Source organism: Streptomyces sp. NPDC030820 (assembly GCF_055572075.1).
The window spans coordinates 201,754-220,719 of sequence record NZ_JBVIEB010000003.1 but is presented as its reverse complement, the minus strand read 5'-3'; the positions used below and the strand labels follow the sequence as shown (position 1 = coordinate 220,719).

At 73.0% G+C, this 18,966-nt stretch carries 18 protein-coding genes; 13 read left to right on the top strand and 5 right to left on the bottom strand.

The features are described from left to right. Positions 1–990, top strand: a complete 990-nt coding sequence (locus tag ACZ418_RS09395) for a DUF3048 domain-containing protein (RefSeq protein ID WP_468359462.1) — start codon at positions 1–3, stop codon at positions 988–990. Between the two features lie 39 nt (positions 991–1,029). On the opposite strand, the gene ACZ418_RS09390 is transcribed toward ACZ418_RS09395, so the two are convergent. After that, the gene (locus tag ACZ418_RS09390; RefSeq protein ID WP_450984557.1) at positions 1,030–1,494 is read right to left on the bottom strand and encodes a MarR family winged helix-turn-helix transcriptional regulator; all 465 of its coding nucleotides are present in this window, start codon (positions 1,492–1,494) and stop codon (positions 1,030–1,032) included. Between the two features lie 181 nt (positions 1,495–1,675). Between ACZ418_RS09390 and ACZ418_RS09385 the strand changes: the two genes are divergently transcribed. The 8 genes from ACZ418_RS09385 (at position 1,676) to ACZ418_RS09350 (ending at position 9,004) form a co-directional block, all read left to right on the top strand. Further along, positions 1,676–2,431, top strand: coding sequence for a CoA transferase subunit A (locus ACZ418_RS09385; protein WP_468359459.1), 756 nt, complete (start codon positions 1,676–1,678; stop codon positions 2,429–2,431). Beyond that, a complete protein-coding gene (locus tag ACZ418_RS09380; RefSeq protein ID WP_468359456.1) occupies positions 2,431–3,075 on the top strand; it encodes a CoA transferase subunit B in 645 nt (214 codons plus the stop codon). The genes ACZ418_RS09385 and ACZ418_RS09380 overlap by 1 nt, the downstream gene beginning before the upstream one ends. Beyond that, complete coding sequence (locus tag ACZ418_RS09375; protein ID WP_468359453.1) at positions 3,072–4,283, top strand: thiolase family protein; 1,212 nt, start codon at positions 3,072–3,074, stop codon at positions 4,281–4,283. The genes ACZ418_RS09380 and ACZ418_RS09375 overlap by 4 nt, the downstream gene beginning before the upstream one ends. 14 nt (positions 4,284–4,297) lie before the next feature. Continuing rightward, the gene (gene pcaH, locus ACZ418_RS09370; RefSeq protein WP_468359450.1) at positions 4,298–5,071 is read left to right on the top strand and encodes a protocatechuate 3,4-dioxygenase subunit beta; all 774 of its coding nucleotides are present in this window, start codon (positions 4,298–4,300) and stop codon (positions 5,069–5,071) included. A gap of 5 nt (positions 5,072–5,076) precedes the next feature. Further along, positions 5,077–5,679: a protocatechuate 3,4-dioxygenase subunit alpha gene (pcaG, locus tag ACZ418_RS09365; RefSeq protein WP_468359447.1), complete on the top strand. Its 603-nt coding sequence runs from the start codon at positions 5,077–5,079 to the stop codon at positions 5,677–5,679. Further along, positions 5,676–7,016 carry a 3-carboxy-cis,cis-muconate cycloisomerase gene (gene pcaB, locus ACZ418_RS09360; RefSeq protein ID WP_468359443.1) on the top strand — a complete coding sequence of 447 codons (1,341 nt, stop codon included), beginning with the start codon at positions 5,676–5,678 and terminating at the stop codon, positions 7,014–7,016. Before pcaG ends, pcaB begins: the two co-directional genes overlap by 4 nt. After that, entirely contained in the window at positions 7,013–8,143 is a 1,131-nt protein-coding gene (gene pcaDC / locus ACZ418_RS09355) for a bifunctional 3-oxoadipate enol-lactonase/4-carboxymuconolactone decarboxylase PcaDC (protein ID WP_468359440.1), read from the top strand. Before pcaB ends, pcaDC begins: the two co-directional genes overlap by 4 nt. Positions 8,144–8,212: 69 nt before the next feature. Continuing rightward, positions 8,213–9,004 (top strand): SDR family NAD(P)-dependent oxidoreductase, encoded by a 792-nt coding sequence (locus tag ACZ418_RS09350; protein ID WP_468359437.1) that lies wholly within the window; start codon positions 8,213–8,215, stop codon positions 9,002–9,004. 16 nt (positions 9,005–9,020) lie between these two features. On the opposite strand, the gene ACZ418_RS09345 is transcribed toward ACZ418_RS09350, so the two are convergent. Further along, positions 9,021–11,705: an ATP-binding protein gene (locus tag ACZ418_RS09345; protein ID WP_468359434.1), complete on the bottom strand. Its 2,685-nt coding sequence runs from the start codon at positions 11,703–11,705 to the stop codon at positions 9,021–9,023. A 638-nt stretch (positions 11,706–12,343) separates the two neighbouring features. Here ACZ418_RS09345 and ACZ418_RS09340 point away from each other — a divergent pair. Beyond that, a complete protein-coding gene (locus tag ACZ418_RS09340) occupies positions 12,344–13,393 on the top strand; it encodes a DUF2510 domain-containing protein (protein ID WP_468359431.1) in 1,050 nt (349 codons plus the stop codon). 151 nt (positions 13,394–13,544) lie between these two features. Here the strand turns inward: ACZ418_RS09340 and ACZ418_RS09335 are convergent, their stop codons facing one another. After that, complete coding sequence (locus tag ACZ418_RS09335; RefSeq protein WP_468359428.1) at positions 13,545–14,171, bottom strand: TetR/AcrR family transcriptional regulator; 627 nt, start codon at positions 14,169–14,171, stop codon at positions 13,545–13,547. A gap of 244 nt (positions 14,172–14,415) precedes the next feature. Between ACZ418_RS09335 and ACZ418_RS09330 the strand changes: the two genes are divergently transcribed. After that, a complete protein-coding gene (locus ACZ418_RS09330) occupies positions 14,416–15,219 on the top strand; it encodes a phosphatase PAP2 family protein (RefSeq protein WP_468359425.1) in 804 nt (267 codons plus the stop codon). Beyond that, positions 15,216–16,163, top strand: a complete 948-nt coding sequence (locus ACZ418_RS09325) for a DMT family protein (RefSeq protein WP_468359423.1) — start codon at positions 15,216–15,218, stop codon at positions 16,161–16,163. Before ACZ418_RS09330 ends, ACZ418_RS09325 begins: the two co-directional genes overlap by 4 nt. Before the next feature lie 27 nt (positions 16,164–16,190). Here the strand turns inward: ACZ418_RS09325 and ACZ418_RS09320 are convergent, their stop codons facing one another. Then, entirely contained in the window at positions 16,191–16,526 is a 336-nt protein-coding gene (locus ACZ418_RS09320) for a hypothetical protein (protein ID WP_468359420.1), read from the bottom strand. Positions 16,527–16,676: 150 nt separating this feature from the next. Here ACZ418_RS09320 and ACZ418_RS09315 point away from each other — a divergent pair, with 150 nt between their 5' ends. Further along, the gene (locus tag ACZ418_RS09315; protein WP_468359417.1) at positions 16,677–17,639 is read left to right on the top strand and encodes an SDR family NAD(P)-dependent oxidoreductase; all 963 of its coding nucleotides are present in this window, start codon (positions 16,677–16,679) and stop codon (positions 17,637–17,639) included. A gap of 439 nt (positions 17,640–18,078) precedes the next feature. Here ACZ418_RS09315 and ACZ418_RS09310 read toward each other — a convergent pair whose 3' ends face one another. Beyond that, positions 18,079–18,945, bottom strand: coding sequence for an LURP-one-related family protein (locus ACZ418_RS09310; protein WP_468359411.1), 867 nt, complete (start codon positions 18,943–18,945; stop codon positions 18,079–18,081). Positions 18,946–18,966: the final 21 nt, after the last annotated feature.

The following is an 18,966-nucleotide window of genomic DNA, read 5'->3' as shown; positions in this document are numbered from 1 at the left end:
ATGAGAGACAGAGCGCACATACGACGCGGGGCGCTGACGACGGCAGTGCTGGCGGTCTCCCTGACCGTCTCCCTCACGGCCGGCTGCACCCATCACGGCCGCAACGACGGCCGCGCCCCGCAGCACAGTCCGACATCCACGGCGCCGCCGACTGCGGCGCCGTCGGTCGCAGCGGCCGGCTCACCACTCGCCGTGAAGATCGACAACGTGCCCGCGGCCCGCCCGCAGACCGGGCTCGACGCGGCGGACGTGGTGTACGCCGAGCAGGTGGAGGGCGGTCTGAGCCGGCTGATGGCGATGTACGCGACCAGGCTTCCGAAGACCATCGGACCGGTGCGCAGCGCCCGTGAGTCCGATCTGGAGCTGCTGCGCCAGTTCCACCGGCCGACGCTCGCCTTCTCCGGCGCCCAGCACAAGCTGCTGCCGCTGATCGACAGGGCGCCGCTGCGGGCGGAGTCCCCCGACGAGGCTCCCGCCGCCTACTACCGGGGGACCGCCAAGGCCGCCCCGCACAACCTCTATCTGCACCCCGCCGAGCTGCTGCCGTCCGCCCCGGGCAGGGCCGCGCTGACGACCGGCTTCAGCTACGGCCCGGCCCCGTCCGGCGGCACCCCGACGGCCACGCGCACCGTCCGCTACCCGGCCGCCCGCTTCACCTTCACCTGGTCCGCCGAGCGGCACCGCTGGCTGGTGGCGATGGACGGCACGCCCACGGTGACGACGGACGGCGCGCGGGTGGCACCGGCGACGGTCGTCGTGCAGTACGTGAAGATCCGGAGCTCCCGCTACCACGACGTGCTCGGCAACCACACGCCGTACACCGTGACGGTCGGCTCGGGGAAGGCCCAGGTGCTGCGCGACGGCCGGTCCTTCGACGCCTCCTGGTCACGGCCGGCCGCGACGGACGGTACGACGTTCACGGCGGCGGACGGCGGCCGGATGAACTTCGCCACCGGCCAGGTGTGGGTGGTGTTCGCACCGGCGCCGTGAACGGCCGGACCGGACCGGTCAACGCCCGTACCGGCCCGGTCAGCCCCTCGCGGCCAGCGGTTCGGCCGGGTTGCGCAGACCCTCGGCCGCGTCCGCGACCCGGCGGATCAGGTCGAAGAACACGGTCTGTTCCTCGGCGGACAGCGGCGCCAGGAAGACCTGGTTCATCCGGGCGGTGCGCACGGTCAGCTTGCGGTGGACGCGCCGGCCCTCGTCGGTCAGACGGAGCAGGAAGCGCCGGCCGTCCTCCGGGTCGCGCGCCTTGGTCAGCAGCTCCCGGCGGCCGAGCCGGCTGATGACCTCGGCGATGGTCGACCGGTCCAGGCCCACCCGCTCGCCCACGGTCCGCTGATCGAGGCCCGGCTCGGCGACGAGCGCGTTCATGACCGCGAACTGCGGCGAGGTGATCTCCTCGGAGACCATCGTGTTCCACAGCAGGTAGTGCGCCTGCTGCAGCCGCCGGGCCAGGTGCCCGGGATGGGTGGTGAGGTCCACCGCGGCCATGTGCGCTCCCTGATCATTTCGTTGGTGCACTGAACAATACCCACCGATCAGACGGTCTGTCTCCCATGGCAACTGCGAATCTGCGTGTCTTGACGGACATCGCCTCCCGGTGGCAGCGTGTGGGACACCTCGCTGAAATACTCAGTGCGCTGATTAATGGCGGAGAGATGGGGCTTCACGGATGGACAAGGTGGTCGCCACGGCCCTTCAGGCAGTGGCCGATGTGCCGGACGGCGCGTCCCTCGCGGTCGGCGGGTTCGGGCTGAGCGGTGTGCCGAACATGCTGATCCAGGCGTTGTACGAGCGCGGGGTCGGCGGTCTTTCGGTCGTCTCCAACAACTGCGGAGCCATGGAGTCCGGTCTCGCGGTACTGCTGGCCGCCGGGCGGATCAGCCGGGTGACCGGCTCCTACATCGGCGGCAACAAGGAGTTCGCCCGCCAATACCTGGGCGGCGAGCTGGAGCTGGAGCTGATCCCGCAGGGCACGCTGGCCGAGCGGCTGCGCGCGGGCGGCGCCGGCATCCCCGCCTTCTACACCCCGGCCGGGGTCGGTACCCAGGTCGCCGAGGGCGGGCTGCCGTGGCGCTACGACGGCGAGGGCGGCGTCGCGCTGGCCTCGCCGCCGAAGGAGGTGCGGGAGTTCGACGGCACGGAGTACGTCCTGGAGCGCGCCATCCGCACCGACTTCGCGCTGGTCAGGGCCGCGAAGGGCGACCGGCACGGAAACCTGGTCTTCGCCAGGTCCTCCCGCAACTTCAACCCTCTCGCGGCCATGGCGGGGAAGGTCACGATCGCCGAGGTGGAGCAGCTGGTCGAGCCCGGGGAGATCGACCCGGACGCGGTGCACCTGCCGGGCGTCTTCGTGCAGCGGGTGGTGGCACTGACCCCGGAGCAGGCGGCGGACAAGCGGATCGAGCAGCGGACGGTGAGCAGCTGATGGCCTGGACACGCGAGGAGATCGCCGCCCGCGCGGCACGCGAGCTGTGCGACGGCCAGTACGTCAACCTCGGCATCGGCCTGCCGACGCTGATCCCGAACCACCTCCCCCCGGGCGTCGAGGTCGTCCTGGAGTCGGAGAACGGCATCCTGGGCACGGGCCCCTACCCGACCGAGGACCAGGTCGACCCGGATCTGATCAACGCGGGCAAGGAGACCGTGACGGTCCTGCCGGGCGCCTCCTTCTTCGACTCGGCGCTGTCCTTCGCGATGATCCGCGGCGGGCACATCGACGTGGCCGTGCTCGGCGCGATGCAGGTCTCCGCCGGCGGCGACCTGGCCAACTGGGCCGTGCCGGGCAAGCTGGTCACCGGGATCGGCGGCGCGATGGACCTGGTGCACGGCGCCCGTCAGGTGATCGTGGTGATGACCCACACCGCCAAGGACGGCTCCCCGAAGATCCTCAAGGAGTGCACGCTGCCGCTCACCGGCAAGGCCTGTGTGAACCGAGTCATCACCGATCTCGCGGTGTTGGACGTGACCGAGCAGGGCCTGGCACTGGTGGAGACCGCGCCCGGGGTGACCGCCCACGACGTCGTCGCCCGGACCGACGCCGAACTCACCATCACGGAGAACCTGCTGTGAACGCGCTCAACACGGTCTATCTCGTCGACGCCGTCCGCACCCCCATCGGCCGCTACAACGGCGCCCTGGCCGCCGTACGCCCGGACGACCTCGCCGCCCACGCCATCCGCGCACTCCTCGCCCGCACACCGGACCTGGACCCGGCCCGGATCGAGGACGTCTACCTCGGCAACGCCAACGGCGCCGGCGAGGAGAACCGGAACGTGGCCCGTATGGCCGCGCTGCTGGCGGGCCTGCCCACCTCCGTGCCCGGCGTGACCGTCAACCGGCTGTGCGCCTCCGGTCTGGAGGCGGTCGTCCAGGCGGCCCGCGCCATCGCCCTCGGCGACGCGCACATCGCCCTCGCGGGCGGCGTGGAGTCCATGACCCGCGCCCCCTACGTCCTGCCCAAGTCCGACCGCCCCTTCCCGGCCGGGCACGCCGAGCTGTACTCCACGACTCTCGGCTGGCGCATGGTCAACCCGAAGATGGACCCGCAGTGGGCCGTCCCGCTCGGCGAGAGCGCGGAGCTGATCGCCGACAGGCACAAGATCACCCGTGAGCAGCAGGACGAGTTCGCGCTGGCCTCCCACCGCAAGGCGGCCGCCGCCCAGCAACAGGGCCTGTTCGACGACGAGTTGGCGCCCGTCCCCGTCCCGCAGCGCAACGGCGGGCCGGTCTCCTTCGCCGCCGACGAATGCGTACGGCCGGACGCCTCCCTGGACGCGATGGCCAAGCTCAAGCCGTCCTTCCGCACGGACACCGGCACCGTGACCGCGGGCAACGCCTCCCCGCTGAACGACGGTGCCGCCGCCCTGCTCCTCACCGACGAGGAGGGCCTGAAGGCGACCGGGCGCGAACCGCTCGCCCGGATCTCCGCGACCGGGGTGTCCGCCATCGACCCGCACTACTTCGGGCTCGCCCCCGTCGAGGCCGTCAACCGTGCCCTCGCCAAGGCGGGCAAGGGATTTGACGATCTGTCGGTCCTGGAGCTGAACGAGGCCTTCGCCGCCCAGGTCCTCGGCTGCCTCGCCGAGTGGCCCGGGTTCGACCCGACGATCCTCAACCCCCAGGGCGGCGCCATCGCGCTCGGCCACCCCCTCGGCGCCTCCGGCGCCCGGCTCGCCGGCACCGTCGCCCACCAGCTCGCCCGCCGCGGCTCCGGCACCGGCGTGGCCACCCTCTGCATCGGCGTGGGCCAGGGCCTCGCCCTCGTCCTCGAACGCTGACCCTAGGACGTCCCATGACTCTCACCCAAGCCGACATCGACCTCGAAATCGCCACCGAGCACGCCGCGTACGAGAAGCGCGTCACCGACGGCGCCCCCGTCGAGCACCATCCGCGCCGCGACTACGCGCCCTACCGCTCCTCCGTGCTGCGCCACCCCAAGCAGCCCCTGGTCGCCATCGACACCGCCCAGGACCCGGAGCTGGTGGAGCTGCACTCCCCCGCCTTCGGGGAGCGCGACATCACCGGGATCGACAACGACCTCACCCGGCACCACCGGGGCGAGCCGATCGGTGAGCGGATCACCGTCTCCGGTCGGCTGCTGGACCGCGCCGGGCGCCCGGTGCGCGGCCAGCTCATCGAGATCTGGCAGGCCAACTCGGCCGGCCGCTACGCCCACCAGCGCGAACAGCACGACGCCCCGCTCGACCCGAACTTCACCGGATTCGGCCGCACCCTCACCGACGCCGAGGGCCGCTACCACTTCACCACCATCCAGCCCGGCCCCTACCCGTGGCGCAACCACGTCAACGCCTGGCGCCCCGCGCACATCCACTTCTCGGTGTTCGGCACGGCGTTCACCCAGCGGCTGGTGACGCAGATGTACTTCCCGAACGACCCGCTGTTCCCGTACGACCCGATCCTGCAGTCGGTGACGGACGACGCGGCCCGGCAGCGGCTGGTCGCCACCTACGACCACGGCCTGTCGGTGCCGGAGTTCTCGCTCGGCTACCACTGGGACATCGTGCTGGACGGCCCGGCCGCCACCTGGACCGAGGAAGGACGCTGACCGCCATGACGAAGATCGACACGAGCAGCCCGGAGCAGGTGCTGCCCATCCCGTCCCACACGGTCGGCCCCTTCTACGGTTACGCCCTGCCCTTCCGCGGCGGCGAGGAGATCGCCCCGCTCGGCCACCCGGACACGATCACCGTGCACGGGTACGTCCTCGACGGCGCGGGCGATCCGCTGCCGGACGCGCTCGTGGAGCTGTGGGGGCCGCGCCCCGACGGCACGGTGCCGCAGGTGGACGGCTCCATCCGGCGCGACCCGGCCACCGGCGGGTATCTGGGCCGCAACGGCGTGGAGTTCACCGGCTGGGGCCGCATCCAGACCGACGCGAACGGCCACTGGTACGCGCGCACGCTGCGTCCCGGCGCACGCGGGGGGAACGCGCCGTATCTGAGCGTCTGCGTCTTCGCGCGCGGCCTGCTCGTCCACCTGTTCACCCGCATCTACCTGCCGGGCGACCGGGCCGCACTGGCCGCCGATCCGCTGCTCGCCCGGGTGGGCGACCGGCGCGACACGCTGATCGCCGCCGAGGAGGGGACGGGCGCCTACCGTTTCGACATCCGCCTTCAGGGCGAAGGCGAGACGGTCTTCCTGGAGTTCCAGTGACATCTGCGTTCCCTCCGTACGCCGACACCGGCCTGCTCGCGCCCGAGTGGGCCCAGTCGGGCGCCGCGTCCGAGAGCGGTGACCACGCGTATCTGCGGGCGCTGCTGGACGCCGAGGCCGCGCTGACCCGGGCGCAGGCCGCGCTGGGCCTCGCCCCGGCCGAGGCCGCGACGGCGGTGACCGAGGCGGCCGTCCCGGACCGGTTCGACCTCCGCGACCTGGCCGCGCGGAGCCCGGCCGGGGGCAACCCGGTCATCCCCCTGGTCGCCGACCTGACCAGGGCGGTCGGCGAGGAGTACGGCCCCTACGTTCACCGGGGCGCCACCAGCCAGGACATCATGGACACCGCGACCATGCTGGTCGCCGTGCGCACCCTCGACCTGGTCCTGGCCGACCTCGGCCGCGCCGCACGGGCGCTGGCCGGACTCGCCGCCGAGCACCGGGACACGGTGATGCCGGGGCGGACGCTCACCCAGCACGCCGTACCGACCACGTTCGGGCTGAAGGCGGCCGGGTGGCGCGCGCTGGTCCTGGACGCGCGCGACCACGTCACCCGGGTACGGGACTCGCTCCCCGCCCAACTCGGCGGCGCCGCCGGAACCCTGGCGGCCTTGCAGGCGTACGGCGTCCAGGACGCCACCGCGCTGACGGCGGCCTACGCCCGTGAAGTCGGCCTTGCCGCACCGGCGTTGCCCTGGCACACGCTGCGCACCCCGATCGCCGACCTGGCGGGGTGCCTGGCCTTCACGGCGGGGGCGCTGGGCAAGCTCGCCGTGGATGTGCTGACACTGTCGCGCACCGAGATCGGGGAGGTGAGCGAGGGCAGCGGGGGCGGCTCGTCGGCCATGCCGCACAAGGCGAACCCGGTCCGCTCCACGCTCCTCCTGGCCACCGCCCGGCGTGCCCCGCAGCTCGCGGCCACGCTGTACGGCTCCGTCGCCGCCGAGGACGAGCGGCCGGCCGGCGCCTGGCACGCCGAGTGGGAGCCGCTGCGCGACCTGCTCCGGCTGGTGGGCGGCGCGGCCGCCCACGCGGCCGAGCTGGCCGGGGGCCTGCGTGTGCACCCCACCGCGATGCACCGGAACCTCGGCCTCACCCGGGGCCTGATCGTGTCCGAGCGGCTGTCCGCCGCCCTCAGCCCCGTCCTCGGTCGTGCGCGCGCCAAGGAGCTGCTGACCGAACTGGCCCGCCGCGCGCACGCCGAGGACCGCCCGCTGCACGATCTCCTGGCGGAGCAGGCGGAGTTGAAGGACATCGACCTGGACGACCTCTGCACCCCCGCCCGCTACACCGGCTTCGCCGGGACCCTCACCGACCGTGCCCTGGAGCGACGTTGACCGAGAAACTCCTCAACCACCTGGCAGAAGGCTCCGCGTCGGCGCCCCCGCTGCTGCTCGGGCCGTCGCTCGGCACCTCGTACGCCCTGTGGGACGCGGTCGCTCCCGAACTGTCGGCGGCCCACCGCGTGGTGCGCTGGGACCTGCCCGGCCACGGCGGGTCGGCGCCGGAGCTGATCGGGCCGGGCGCGACCGTCGGCGACCTCGCCGCGCTGGTGCTGGCCCTCGCCGACGCGCTCGGCCTCGACCGGTTCGCCTACGCGGGCGTCTCCCTAGGCGGCGCCGTCGGCCTCCACTTGGCCGTGCACCACCCCGACCGGCTGACCTCCCTGGCGGTCATCTGTTCCTCCGCCCACTTCGGCGGCGAGAGGCCCTGGCGGGAACGGGCGGAACGGGTACGCCGCGAGGGCATGGAGTGGCTGGTGGAGAGTGCCGACGCACGCTGGTTCACCCCCGGCTTCACCGTGCCGAAGCTGGTCCAGGACCACCGGGAGGCCGCTCCGGAGGCGTACGCCGCCTGCTGCGACGCGCTCGCCGCGTTCGACCTGCGCGACCGGCTCGGCGAGATCGCCGTACCGACGCTGCTGGTGGCGGGCAAGCAGGATCCCGCGACGCCGCCCGCGCACCTGCGGGAGATCGCCGACGCGGTGCCCGGCTCGACGCTGGTGGAGCTGCCCGACGCCTCCCATCTGGCGCCCGCACAGGTTCCGCGGGCCGTGCTGGCCGCGCTGCGCACCCAGCTCGACGGGCCGCCGGCGAGCGGGACGGCGGTACGCAGGGAGGTGCTGGGCGACACGCACGTGGACCGTGCGCAGGCCCGGCAGACCCCGTTCACCGCCCGGTTCCAGGACTTCATCTCCCGCTACGCCTGGGGCGAGATCTGGACCGATCCGACGCTGTCCCGGCGCGAGCGCAGCATGATCACGCTGACCGCGCTGGTCGCCCACGGCCACTACGACGAGCTGGCGATGCACGTCCGTGCGGCGCGCCGCAACGGGCTGACGCCTCAGGAGATCGGCGCGGTGCTGCTGCAGACCGCCGTCTACTGCGGGGTGCCGGCCGCGAACTCCGCGTTCGCGGCCGCCCAGCGGGTCCTGGCCGAGGAGGAGTGGGACCCAGAGGGCTGAGGGTGACCCTGCCGGTCGTAGCTTCAACAGCACCCCCTCGCGACGCCCGGCCGTGCCTAGGGTGGAAGCATGTCCACCATTCTGATCACCGGCGCCACCTCCGGGCTCGGCCGCTACGTGGCCTTCGAACTGGTCCGCTCCGGCCATGTCGTCCTCGCCCACGGCCGGGACCGGGACCGCACCGAGCGGCTGGTCGCGGAGCTGCGCACCGAGGGCGAGGCCGAGGGCTTCGTCGCCGACCTGGCCCGCCTCGCCGAGGTCCGCGAGCTGGGCGCCCGGGTCGCACAGGCACGTCCCGACCTCGATGTGCTGATCAACAACGCGGGGGTGGGCGGCGGCACGCCCGGCTCCGGGCGGGAGCTGAGCGCCGACGGGCACGAGCTGCGGCTCGCCGTGAACTATCTCGCGCCCGTCGTCCTCACCCGGTCCCTGCTGCCGGTCCTGCGGAACAACGCGCCGGCCCGGATCGTGAACGTCGGCTCGGCCGGCCAGGAGCCCCTCGACGTCACCGACCCGGAACTCAGCCGCGGCTACAGCGGGATGTCGGCGTACTGCCGCAGCAAGTTCGCCCTCGCCGCGCACACCTTCACGCTCGCGGAGGAACTCGGGGACAGCGGGGTGTCGGTGAACGTCCTGCACCCCGCCACCTTCATGGACACGGCGATGGTCCGCGAGAGCGCCATCGCCCCGTGGAACTCGGTCGCCGACGGTGCACCGGGTGTCCTGGCCCTGGCCACCGAGGAGTTGGGCAGCGGCGGCTACTTCGACGGCACCCGGCGGGCCCGGGCGCACGAGGAGACGTACGACCCGGAGGTACGCAAGCGTCTGGCGGCGGTCACGGAGCAGTTGCTCACGGTGTGAGGTCCGCCGCGGGGCGCTAGCGCAACCCCCGTCCCGTCTCCAGCACCTCCCTCGCCTGGGCCGCCAGCCCCTCCGCACCGCAGGCCCGGGCGAGGTCCAGGCCCCGGCCCAGTTCCGCGACGGAGCGGGCGGCGATGCCGTACTCGACGCGGGCCGCCGCGTGTTCGTACTGGCAGGGGGAGGCCTCCAGGTAGGTGACGGCCTGGGCGGCGAGCTGGACCGCGCGTCCACCGGTCTCCAGGGCGGCGGCGCAGCGCAGGGCCTCGCCGATGGCGGTGTCCGTGCCGAAGCGTTCGGCCTGCCGGCGGGCGTCGGCGGCGAGCTGTGCGGCACGCTCCGGGTTCCGGTCGGCGAGGGCCTTGGCGAGGTCGATCGACCAGGGCGAGAGGACCGGGTTGTGACCACCGCGCGAGGCGGCCGTCTTCTCGGCGGCCTCCAGCTCGTGGATGCCCTCCTCGGTGCGGCCGACGGCGAGCAGCAGCCGGCCGCGTACGCAGCGGATGTCGGGCAGCACGATCGTGGAGGGATAGGGCGGCGCGAAGCCGTACTGCTCGGCGATCGACCAGGCCTCGTCGACGCGGCCGCGGGCCAGCAGGGTGTCGACCAGCCCACAGGTCGCCGACCAGTACAGCGGCAGGCGGCGGCCGACGCGTTCGGCGAGGAACAGGGCCTCGCGCAGGGTGGCCTCGGCGTCGCGCAGCCGGCCCTGCCTGCGGTAGGCGAGCCCGAGGAAGGCGTTGGCGAGGGAGAGGTGGCCGCCGCGCCAGCCGGCACCGGTGTAGACGCGCAGGGCCTCGGCGAAGAGGCTCTCGGCGCGGTCGAGCCGGTCGGTGTAGGCGTACGCGCTGCCGAGCATCATCAGCAGCTCGATGCCCCACTCGGGGTCGGTCCAGCCGAGGCCGGGGGCGAGCCGGCCGTTGACGAGGGCGCGGTCGCACAGTTGGAGCACCTCGTCGGCGCTCTCGCCGTGGGTCATGGCGTCGAAGCCGCGCAGGATGAGCAGGGCGCGTTCGGCGTTGTCGCGGCCGGTGCAGGTGCTCGCGAGTTCCGCGAGGCGCCGGGAGCGGGCCGAGGAGACGGTCTCGCCGTGGATGCCCTCCCACATGAACTGCACGGCCTGCAGCCGCATCCGCACGGGGCCGGGTTCGTGCCGCGCGGCCTCGGCCTCGACCGTGCGGACGGCCTCCTCCAGCTGGTCGTTGTGGATCAGCGCCTGGGAGAGCCGGACCACCGCGTCGACCCGCCGCTCGCCGTCGAGGCCGGGCAGACCGAGGGCGAACTGGAGGTGGTCGATGGTGACGGAGGGTGCCGTGAGCAGGCTGGCGCAGCCCAGTTCGTACAGGACGTGGGCGTGAACCTCGGGGAGCGGCGGCTCCTGCAGGGCTCGTTCGAGGCAGGTGCGGGCCGCGTCGGGCGCGCCGACGGCGAGGTGTTCGCGGGCGGCCTCGCGCAGCTGCTCGACGAGTTCCTCGTCGCCGTCCGGGTGCACCTTCAGCAGGTGCCGGGCGGCCTGGGAGGCGCCGCGTCCCAGCTCGGTGATGATCTGGGCGGCGACGCCGTGCATGGCGGTGCACACCCCGGACGGGATGGAGTTGTAGACGGCGCTGGCGATGAGCGGGTGGACGAACTCCAGCTCGCCCTCCTCGCGTTCGGTGCCGGCCACGGGCTCGGGTTCGGTGAGGATGCGGGCGGTGCAGAGCAGTTCGGCACAGTGCCGGGCGATGGCCTCGTCCATGGTGGCGAGGCGGGCGACCAGGTCGACGGTGATGCCGGTGCCGAGGATGGCGGCCGCCCAGGCGAACCGGGTGGCCTCCAGGCCGAGCCCCTTGAGCCGGTCGACCAGTCCGCCGCCGCGGGCGGCGCGGTTGAGGGCACGCAGTTCACCGGCCCGGGCCTCGACCGGCTGCAGTTCGCTGTCCTGCACCTTGGCGAGGAGTTCGGTGGTCTCGTAGGGGTTGCCGGCGGTGACGGCCCAGACCTCGCGGCAGAACGCGTCGTCCGCGTGGCGGCCGAGGGTGGCACGGGTGAGCCCCGCCGCCGCGTCGGGCGTGAGGGCGCTGAGGTTGTTGACGGGGCGGCCCGCGGCGGCGGCCACCGCGTCGAGGTGGCGGGCGCTGTCGCCGCTGACCTCGCCGGGGCGGCGGGCGACCACGACGAGGACGGAGAGGTCGTCGAGGCGCTCGGCGAACGCGGCGAGCCAGCGCAGGGTCTCCTGGTCGGCCCAGTGCGCGTCGTCGATCAGCAGCACCAGCGGCCACTCGCGGCGGGCGAGCCGGCGCACCGCGGCGACGAGTCCGTCGCACACGTACTGCGGGTCGGCGCTGCCCTCCTGCGGGTCCGTTATGCCGAGGGCGGGTCCGGCGATGTCGTACCAGTCGCCGAGGTACTCGCGGGCCTCCTCGGGCAGTAACGACAGCAGGGCGGGCTGGAGCAGCTGCCGTACCACGTTGAACGGGACGGACTTCAGGGTCTCCGCGCCGCGCGCGGACCACACGGCGCAGCCGCGGCGTTCGGCGATGCGGCGCGTCTCGGCCAGCAGCGCGGTCTTGCCGAATCCCGCCTCGCCGCGGAAGACCAGCAGACTGCCCGCGGACGACTGGTCGGCGCACAGGAGGTCGAGTGCCTGTGCGACGGTGGCGATCTCCGCGTCCCGCTCCCACAGGGAAGCCGAGGCGGCCGTCGGCGGCCGTCCCTCCGTCATCCCGTTACCTCCCCAGGTCGCCCGAATGACGTACAGGCCCTGAGCGTAGCCCTCCGGTGGGGCGTGTGGCGGCCGGTCGGGGCAGCAGTTGCCCCGGCGGGTGAAAGTGGACGCGGGCAGGCGACGCACGCCCGGTCCGAACGGCCGGTCGGCAGCGGACGGGGCGTCAACCATGCCCGGCACGAAACGGTTTCCGGGGTCCGCGCGGCGGGGTGGCCGGGCTGTACGAGGCGTGGCAGTCGTTCACGGTGGTGCCGGGGTTGCTTTCGGGGACGGGGCCTGGCGGCGCTGACAGCCACGCTGATGAGCGGACACCAACTGGCCGCGCGGGGCTGTCTCCAGGTCTCCTGCACCTGCTGTTGTTCGCGGTGCCGGCCAACGCCGGTTTCGCGGAGCGGGGCTGCGGCCTGCGCGGCGCATCCGCCGAGTTGGCGGCCTCGCGCGGGCAGGCGGCCGTCCACGGCCTGTCGGGAACGGATCCGCGCGGTACGGGCGCCCGGCATCCGAGCGTGCGAAAGTCAGTGACCGGCAGTCGGAACAGTGCAGTGGGAAAAATCCCGGCGGCGAAATGTCTGGTCTGGTCGATTGGCGCCGGATCCTCTCATCACACTTTCACTGTCGCCTCATACGGTGGGGTCATGACGCAGGTGACTCCTCCCGGGTGGTACCCCGACCCCGGGCAGACGAACGACGGTCCGCCCACCGAGCGCTGGTGGGACGGCAAGGCCTGGACGGACCAGACCCGCCCCGCCGGGACGGCCGCCACGTGGGGTCCCCCGACGCAGCCGCCGCCGTTCGGCGGCCCGCACCCGGCCGCTCCCGCGGCTCCCCCCGCCTACGGCGCTCAGGCCGGGTATCCGGCGTATCCGATCTACCCCGCCCCGCCGCCGGCCGGGCCCCGGCGGGGTGTGCGCACGGGTATAGCCGTCGCGGTGGCGACCGCGGTCCTGGCGAGCATCGCCGTCGGCGTGTGGGCCCTCACCAAGGACCCCGGCGGCGGCTCCGACCAGGCCGGGTCTCGGCAGGGCGCAGCGGGCGGGCAGAACGGCGGGCCGGGCGGCGGCTTCGGCGGCCAGGGTGGGTCCGGGGGCTCGGGGGGCTCCGGCGGTCCCGGCGGGGCCTCGCCGTCGCCGGGCCAGTCCGGGGCGCCCAAGGTCAAGGGCGGCGGCACGGTGCCGGACCCGGTCAACGGCATCAGCCTGCCGGTGCCCGAGGGCTGGACCGGGCAGACGATCAGCGTCGGTGCGCAGGTGACCTCCGACGACTCCTACAAGTGCCCGGGCAACTCCGCCCAGACCTGCACCTCGGGCGGCGCCTACTCGGCCCCGGCCCAGGCGCTGGGCATCAAGGGCGACACGGCCGAGAAGGTCGCCGAGGCGGACATCGCGGCCAACGCCAAGGAGTCCTACGGCGGCACCACGTACGGCAGCATCACCTCGCACCAGGTGCTGGGCTCCGGGGCGGTGACGGTGGCCGGGCAGAAGGGCTACATGGTGCGCTGGAAGGCGGTCACCAGCAAGGGCGCCGACGGCTATGTGGAGTCGGTCGCCTTCCCCTCGCCCGACGACGCCAAGCAGATCGTGGTGGTGCGCTTCGGCATCGACGTCGGGCAGAAGACGTCGGTCATCGACGACATCCTCAAGGGGATCAAGGTGTCGTCCGGCGGCGGGAACGGCCAGGACGTCTGACCGACGGCGGCCGGGACATGATGCGGCCGGGTGGGGCTCCCCTCCGCTCAAGAGGAGCCCCACCCGGCCGGGGGGTTCGCGCCGCCCCCGTCCCCACGGTGCGGCGCGGTCAGGTCACCGTTCAGTCATCCCGCGAACGGCGGCCTGGGTCTCAGGTCGGTTCCTGCGTCAGTCCGAGCGCGGGCAGCACGGTGGCCTCCACGAACCGGACGAGATAGTCGCTGTCGGCGTACTGGCCGCTGAGCACCGGCCGGACGCGCAGGACGCCGAACATCATGGCGGGGATGTACTCCAGCGCGGGGTTGTCCGCCCGCACCTCGCCCCGGGCCACGCCGCGGGCGAGCATCTCCTGCAGCGCGGCGATCTCGGGATACACCAACGCCTCGCGGAGCGCCTGGGCCAGTTCATGGTCCGCCGTCACCGCGTGCCCGAGCGCCTGCAGCAGCTTCGTGTCCTTGCCGGACCAGTCCCCGGCGGCCCGCGCCGCCTGGCGCAGGTCCTCGGCGAGCGATCCGGTGTCGATGCCGGTGAACCGCACCTGGCGGTTGGCGCGCAGCGCGGCCGCGACGAACTGGGGCTTGGTCTTCCACTGCCGGTAGAGCGTGGACTTGCTGCACCGGGTGCTGGCGGCGATGCCCTCCATGGTGACGGACTCGTAACCGCATTCGCGGATCTGGTCCAGCACGGCGTCGAAGAACTCCCGCTCACGCTCGGCCGTGATCTTGGAGCGGCGCGAGGCGACGACCGTCTCCGGTCCCTCCGCGGCCTGCGACGTCATGCGGTGTTTCCCCTCACTCGTGTGCTGCGGTCATTCCTGCACGGCCCGCTGAAGCATCGCTCAAGCCGGGCTCCCGACGCTGTCTCCAGTGTGTCGCACATCAACCGATACGCAAGTGTACCGGTACTCAGCCGTATCGGTACACTGACGTATCGGTACGATGACGTATCGATGAGCTCCGCCCCCCGGGGACGGTGCTCGTCCGCACCACCACACGCACCACCGTCAGCGAAGGGGCCGGGGGATGAATGCCCGAACCGAGCCTGCAGAGGCAGAAGCGGAGCCGCCGGACGCGACCGCGCACCCGGCACTCATACGTGAGCTGCTACTGGTCGCGGGGCTCTTCCTCGTCTACAAGCTCGGCCGGCAACTGGCCACCGGACACACCGGCACCGCCTTGCACAACGCCCGCCGCGTGTGGGACCTGGAGCGGGCGCTGCATCTCCCCCACGAGAACGCCGTGCAGTCCGCACTGCTGCACGGCGACACCCTCGTCCACCTGGCGAACACCTACTACGCCACCGTCCACTTCCCGGCGACGCTGGCCTTCCTGGTCTGGCTGTACCTGAGGCGGCCCGCGCACTACGTGTGGGCCCGCCGGATCCTCGCCGTCGTCACCACGGCCGCACTGGTGCTTCCGTTCACGTTCCCGCTGGCCCCGCCGCGGATGCTGACCGGCACCGGCCTGGTGGACACCGCCCGCCGCTACGGCCCGTCGGTGTACGGCCCGCCGTCCAGCGACCATCTGTCCAACCAGTTCGCGGCGATGCCGTCGCTGCACTTCGGCTGGGCGCTGATGGTGGCGATCGGCCTGATCGTGGCCACCCGGTCCCGGTGGCGCCCGCTGTGGCTGCTGCACCCGCTGATCACCCTGCTGGTGATCGTGGGCACGGCGAACCACTACTGGCTCGACGCGATCGTCGCGACGGCCATGCTGGGCCTCGCCCTCGCCGTGATCCGTCCGCCGCACCGAACGGCCGGCCCGGCGGGACGCGGCGCCGGCCGGCTCACCCCGCGCGAGCCCGTCCTGGTGGGAGCGGCCCGATGAGCGCCGCCGCCCTGATCTCCGTCGCCCTCTCCCTCGTCTCCGCGATCGCCTACGCGCTGGCCGCCGTCGCCCAGGAACGCCTCGCCTCCCGCACCACGGCCACCGGCCTGCTGCGGCTGCTCGGCACCGGCGCCTGGTGGTCGGCGGTCGGGCTGAACGCGGCGGCCGCCCTGCTGCATGTCGTCGCCCTCAAATACGGCCCGCTCACCCTCGTCCAGCCGCTGGGCGCGCTCACCCTGGTCGCGGCCGTACCGCTCGGCGCGCGGGCGGCCGGGCGCCGGGTCAGCCCGGTGGAGTGGCGCGGTACGGCGCTGACGCTGCTCGGGCTCGCCGCACTGCTCGTCACCGCCTCCGGTCCGGCGCCCGCGCGGGTGCTGTCGCTGACCGAGGCGCTGGCGGTCGCGGGTACGACCGCCGCCGCGATCGGCATGCTGTCCTGGCCCGGCGCCCGGCCCGGCCTCAGACACGCGACGGCGTCCGGCTTCGCCTCCGGTGTCGCCTCGGCGCTGACCCAGACGGTCACCGTGGCGGCCACGGACCGCACGGGCCCGGGTCTGGGCACCGAGGTCGTCGTGGTCGCCGTGCTCGTCGCCGCGTTCGCCGTCGGCGGGCTGCTGCTGTCGCAGACCGCCTACCGCGGCGGCCTCGGCGCACCGCTGGCCGTGGTGACCCTCGCCAACCCGGTGGCCGCCGCGGTCATCGGTCTCACCCTGCTCGGTCAGGGCCTCCAGGGCGGCCCGGCCGGCGTCCTGCTGGCCCTCGCCGGAGCGGGCCTGGCGTCCTGGGGCGTCATCCTGCTCACCCGGGTCACGCCCGAGCCGGTGCCCGAGGACGACGACCACCCCGTGGCCGCGGTACTGGCTCTGCAGCCGGGCACCGCGACCGCCGAACCGGTCCTGATTCCGCGGCAGCCGGAACAGCCCGGACACCTCACGGCGCTGTGACTCTGACTCCGCCGCGGGTGGACCGGATCACTCCGGATGGGCCACGGCCTCCTTCTGCAGCTGCACCGCCGCCAGCAGGCTCAGCCTCGGCTCCGCCTGGCGCAGTGCCTTCAGCGCCGCGACCGAGGCGATGTCCCCGGCGAAGCCGACAGCGGCCAGCCGGGAGCGGACCCAACGGGCGCGCACCTGGGACTCGGTGGCGGCCGCGGTGGCCTCGACGAGCGCGGCGGCGCGTGCCAGACCCGGGCGCTCCTCCGGCGACGCCTCGGCCAGCGCCCGGCGCAGGGCGACCGCGACCATGTCCGCGTCCCGGATGACCGGCACGACGTCGTGCTTCTTACTGAATCCTGCGAGAGCTGTCATGTGGATCATCGTGGCCGCCATGCCCTCCGCCCGGCACCACACTTGAGGAATCCCAGAGGATCGGCCCTCATGCCGAGTGCGAGCCGTCCCCGTGTGCCGCCCGGTGTCGCGCTTGACTTCGAGAGCACTTGAACTCATAGCGTTCCAGGCATGAGCACTGCACAGCACAAGATCGGATCGGGTTTCGGCGCCACCAGCACCGCCGACGAAGTCCTGCGGGGCATCGACCTGACCGGAAAGCTCGCCCTCGTCACCGGCGGTTACTCGGGCATCGGCCTGGAGACCACCCGCTCGCTCGTGAAGGCCGGCGCCCACGTGGTCGTGCCCGCCCGCCGCCCGGCCACCGCCGAGCAGGCGGTGGCCGACATCCCCGGCGTCGAACTGGACGAGCTGGACCTCGGCGACCTGGAGAGCGTGCGCGGTTTCTCCGAGCGGTTCCTCGCCTCCGGACGGACCATCGACATCGTGATCGACAGCGCCGGGATCATGGCGTGCCCGGAGACCAGGGTGGGGCCGGGCTGGGAGGCCCAGTTCGCCACCAACCACCTCGGGCACTTCGCCCTCGTCAACCGTCTGTGGCCCGCGATCGCACCGGGTGGTGCCCGGGTCGTCTCCGTCTCCTCCCGCGGCCACCACTTCTCCGGCATCCGCTGGGACGACGTCCACTGGCGGCGGGGCTACGACAAGTGGGAGGCATACGGCCAGGCCAAGACCGCCAACGTCCTGTTCGCCGTCCAGCTCGACAAGCTCGGCCGTGACGCCGGCGTCCGCGCCTTCGCCCTGCACCCCGGCGGCATCATCACCCCGCTCCAACGGCACCTGCCCAAGGAGGAGATGATCGAGCGCGGCTGGATCGACGAGGACGGCAACGTGCTCAACCCCGAGGGCTTCAAGACCCCGCAGCAGGGTGCGGCCACCCAGGTGTGGGCGGCGACCTCGCCGCAGCTGGACGGGCTCGGTGGCGTCTATCTGGAGGACTGCGACATCGCCGAGCTCGCGCCGGAGGGCGAGGAGCGCACCGGCGTCAAGGACTGGGCGATCGACCCGGAGCAGGCGGCTCGGCTGTGGGAACTGTCGGCGGAGCTGACGGGCGTCGACGCGTTCTCCGCCTAGGCGTACGTGCTGTCCTGGGCGAGCGCTGTCCTGGGCGCACGGCGCCGTGCGCGAACGGCGTCGTGAGCGAGCGGCACCGTGCGCGAACGGCGTCCTGAGCGAACGGCACCGTGCACGAGCGGCGTCCTGGACGAGCGGCACCGTACGCGAACGGCGTCCTGGACGAGCGGCACCGTGCACGAGCGGCGTCCTGGACGAGCGGCACCGTACGCGAGCAGCGTCCTGGACGAGCGGCACCGTACGCGAGCAGCGTCCTGAGCGAACGGCGTCCTGAGCGAACGGCGTCCTGAGCGAACGGCACCGTACACGAGCGGTGCCGGTCAGCGCCGGACGGTGGCCCGGCCACGGCGCACAGCGGCGGCCGGTGCACACGCATTCCGCGCGCACCGGCCGCCGTCGCCGTGCTCCTCGTGCCTTCTTCTCCCCCGTCGGGGCCTGTTCAGTTCCAGCCCCGCGAGTCCTGCTTGAGCGCGGTGTCGACGGTCAGGGCCGTCGCCACCACGAGGCTCAGCAGCGGCTCGGGCAGCTGGTAGTGGATCTGCAGGACGTAGTTGTCCGCGGTCGTGAAGAGCGTCTTGGCGAGGCCCTCCCAGGTCTTGGTGATCCGGGCGACCTCGTTGTCCGCGTGGTCGACGATCGCGAAGTTCCACGCCCGCCAGTTCTCCGCCTTGATCGCGCCGACCTGCTGGCCGTTCGCGTTCATCGCGAAGTTGATCTTCCCGATCATGTTCTGCTGGACGATCTCGCCGACGGGCGAGCCGTCCGGGCGCGTCACGATCACCCGGGACTTGAAGATCTTCGCGGGCCGGGTCAGCAGCAGCTGCGGCTGGCCGTAGGCGTCGCGGATCTCCAGCTTGTGGGTCAGGAACTGGTCCCAGTTGGAAATGAAGCGGAAGATCTTCCGCAGTACGCCCTGCCCGACCTCGGTGACCGAGCCGATGTCCCGGCCGTTCTGATCCATGACCTTGTACTCGTTGGTCACCTCGATCAGCTTGGCCTTCTGGTTCACCACCAGGACCGGCTCGGTGAAGAGGGTGCCGCCGCCGGGGCCGCCGGCCGCGACCCCGGCCTGCTGCTGCACCTGGCGCTGCACCTTGGAGTCGACGGCCTGCGCCTGCGGGGCGCCGTACTGCTGCGGAACGGCCTGCTGTTGGGGAGCGGCCTGCTGCTGCGGAACCTGACCGGCGGGCTGCCCCGCCGGGTTGGTGTGCTGGGTCCACTGCGCGCCGTCCCAGTAGCGGAGCGTCTGGGGCGCTCCGTGCGGATCCGGGTACCAGCCTGCCGGAGTGTTCGATTGCGTGGTCACCGGGGCACACTACCCTGATGT